Here is a 2,758-nt window from a genome sequence, read left to right as displayed (position 1 = left end):
TTTTTTGGTTAAAGTAGGTTCAACTATTGGTAGTGTTCTATTAAGACTGGGTGAAGATTTTCTTTTAACAAGTGCAACTTTGTCTATGATAGATGAAACAACAGTTTCAGTTAATCTTAATATCGGGGAAGTTGGTATTGAGTTAATAGAAACAGATATTGTGAAAGGAGCTGATTGATTATGAGTCAATCAAATACTTTTACAGGTGTGCCTTATGTGTATGCAAATAGAAAGGGTTATCCCGATATTGCATACACAAAGGCAATGTCTATTGGTGTTCCCAGAGACAACTATTTCATAGATAATGCTGGTGAGTGTAAAGAATTAATGTATTTATTTCAGGAACTGAATGCGGGTGATGTTGTTATCATTGGTACAATAACAGACCTTATGTTACCGGAAATAAATGATATGTTAGACCACTTGGAGCATTTTGATGAATTAGGCGTTCAGGTTATATCAGCCTTACAACCTGACTACAATATAAAAGAGTACAGAAGAACAATAAGGTTAGCTGACATAATAAGTAGGGTAAGATTGGGATTAAAGCCTGTATAATTGAAATTCAAGGTAGCAGTCGTGTAGGTAGAAGCGCACGGCTGTTATTTTTTTGACCATTTTTCTACGGCGCCGGAAATTGGCATTATATTTGAATACGGAATTCGTGTATAGGGGCTTAAAGCACCCTATATTTTTTTGCCGAAATAATTTATAAAAAATCCGTTATTTTTTATAAATTAGGCGGAATGTTTTATAAAAAATCCGAAATGTTTTATAAAAGCTCTTTGTTTGTTTTATAAAAATCAAAAAAATTTCTTCATACCCAAAACAACCAACTTTATAAAATAATAAGCATTTTTAGATGGTAGCAACATCGTTTTATATTGGAATCTCAATATAAAAAATTTTCCCACAGAAAAAAAGAGTTATGGGATTTATGTGTAAAAATTGACAAATAGCCGTAAATGTGATATAATTATATATAAATTATGCCCTTGTTTGAGGGTAATGCTAAACCTATACTTTTAACTAATAAGGGAGGAACACGAAAATGAAAAAATATATGGTAAGATTTAATGCTGGAACTGAAAGAGGTTTAATTATTTATGTTGAAGCAAATACCGTTTCAGAAGCAAGAAGGGTTGCTATGGCTGAATTGTCCGGAAAAGCCGGATATATGAACAAAAAAATAGTTATTACGCACGTTCAGACAGCTTAAAGCAGAAAGGAGCTTCTTTATGGGATTGTTTTCAAAAATCGCAGGCGGCATTATAAGCAATTTAGGTAAAGCTGATAATGTCGAAAGTATAGTAGATAAGGCAGCAAATGTTGTTAATAGTGCAAAGGAAATAGGGGCAAAAATTGATAACGCACAAACTAAAAGCACGATTAAAAATATAGAAAGTTTACAGAGAAAGTTAAAAGATTTTGAAGGCAAAGTTGATGCTCAATTTAATATCGCATACGGTAAAAACTATGAAGAAAAAATACAGGTACAGGACGAGCATTTAATCGGCATAAACTATACAGTGGCTTGTAAGTACAATACTATACATTATGCCGGAAATAATATGTATGTTGCAGGATTATATGACAAATTTGGCGTTATATCTCCAAATGATGAAATTATAATTCCTTTTGACTATGATTTTATTTGCAGTTATTCTGAGGAAAAGTTTTGTGTTTGCAAAGATGGTAAATGGGGCTATATTGATATAAACAACAATGTTGTTATAGACTTTTGCTTTACAGATGCGTTTGATTTTTCAGAAGGACTTGCATCTGCAAGTATGGTTTGCGACGACGGCAAGGAGCAATATGGCTATATAGATAATTCAGGCAATTTTGTAATTCCTTGCAAATATGATTATGCCGAGCCTTTTAATAAAAACGGTCTTGCGTGTGTAGGCTTTATTGATACTTGGGGCGATATACGAAAAGGTGTGATTGACAAACAGAATAATACTATTGTTAATTGCCGCTATGCTATAATCAAGGTTGAAGAAAGTTATATACTATACTGCTTAGAGTCTTTCCATTCGCCTAAGTTTTTTGACCTCAAAGGAAACCCTATTGAAATGGAAGAACCGAAGGAACTTACACCTGAAAACACAATCATTCCATATTGGGACTCTGAAATTAAATACGGATATTATATGCATACAGATAATGGTGATTTTTGTAAGATAAAGCCAATTTTTGATTTGGCTGAAAAGATAAACGAATATGGATATGCTATTGTAAGCCGTGATGGACTGTATGGCATTATAAAAATATCATAATGACATTTTATCAGAGCGACGGTTTATAACCGAAGCTCTTTTATTGTCTATAAGACATTGGAGGGATTTTATGTACAGCATCAAATGTCATAAATGCGGAAGGGATATATTTTTAGACGATATAAACCTGTCTGGCAAGACGATAAAATACTCTTGCGAATGCGGTGCTACAGGTTTTATAACAACCAAAAAACCAGTCAAGGAAACGGCGAAAAAGTTTATTGCCGGATTTGCAAAAACATCTATGAAAGTATTAGAAACAGCAGTATCAAATTATAATCAAAATTGCGAAATTGCTGAAAAAGGACTGCATAGACGAGATTATGAGGAATGGGATTTAGAAAAATTGAAATATGAATTTGAAAACTCAACGGATGCTTTTGAGAAAAAACTGATTGGCGAACGAATAAAAGAGCTGATGCAGAATGAAGGATATGATAATAATGAGTAAAAAGGTTTTTGTTCATTTCTTGATT

The 2,758-nt window shown here is 32.8% G+C and carries 3 protein-coding genes; all 3 read left to right on the top strand.

Features of this window, described 5'->3' with window-relative positions; all coding sequences use genetic code 11:
- Positions 1 to 180 precede the first annotated feature (180 nt).
- The 3 genes from E7419_08395 (at position 181) to E7419_08385 (ending at position 2,733) form a co-directional block, all read left to right on the top strand.
- The gene (locus tag E7419_08395; protein MBE7015195.1) at positions 181 to 558 is read left to right on the top strand and encodes a hypothetical protein; all 378 of its coding nucleotides are present in this window, start codon (positions 181 to 183) and stop codon (positions 556 to 558) included.
- Positions 559 to 1,238: 680 nt separating this feature from the next.
- Complete coding sequence (locus E7419_08390; GenBank protein MBE7015194.1) at positions 1,239 to 2,282, top strand: WG repeat-containing protein; 1,044 nt, start codon at positions 1,239 to 1,241, stop codon at positions 2,280 to 2,282.
- A gap of 70 nt (positions 2,283 to 2,352) precedes the next feature.
- The gene (locus tag E7419_08385; GenBank protein MBE7015193.1) at positions 2,353 to 2,733 is read left to right on the top strand and encodes a hypothetical protein; all 381 of its coding nucleotides are present in this window, start codon (positions 2,353 to 2,355) and stop codon (positions 2,731 to 2,733) included.
- Positions 2,734 to 2,758: the final 25 nt, after the last annotated feature.

It is taken from the genome of Oscillospiraceae bacterium (assembly GCA_015068525.1).
In the GTDB taxonomy this organism is placed as follows: domain Bacteria; phylum Bacillota; class Clostridia; order UMGS1840; family HGM11507; genus SIG450.
Note: the sequence above shows the minus strand (reverse complement) of the source record. Positions and strands in the feature narration are given on the sequence as shown.

Excerpts from the sequence above, each read along its gene's own strand:
- E7419_08385 (MBE7015193.1), top strand. The coding sequence starts at position 2,353 with ATGTACAGCATCAAATGTCATAAATGCGGAAGGGATATATTTTTAGAC.
- E7419_08395 (MBE7015195.1), top strand. The coding sequence starts at position 181 with ATGAGTCAATCAAATACTTTTACAGGTGTGCCTTATGTGTATGCAAAT.
- E7419_08390 (MBE7015194.1), top strand. The coding sequence starts at position 1,239 with ATGGGATTGTTTTCAAAAATCGCAGGCGGCATTATAAGCAATTTAGGT.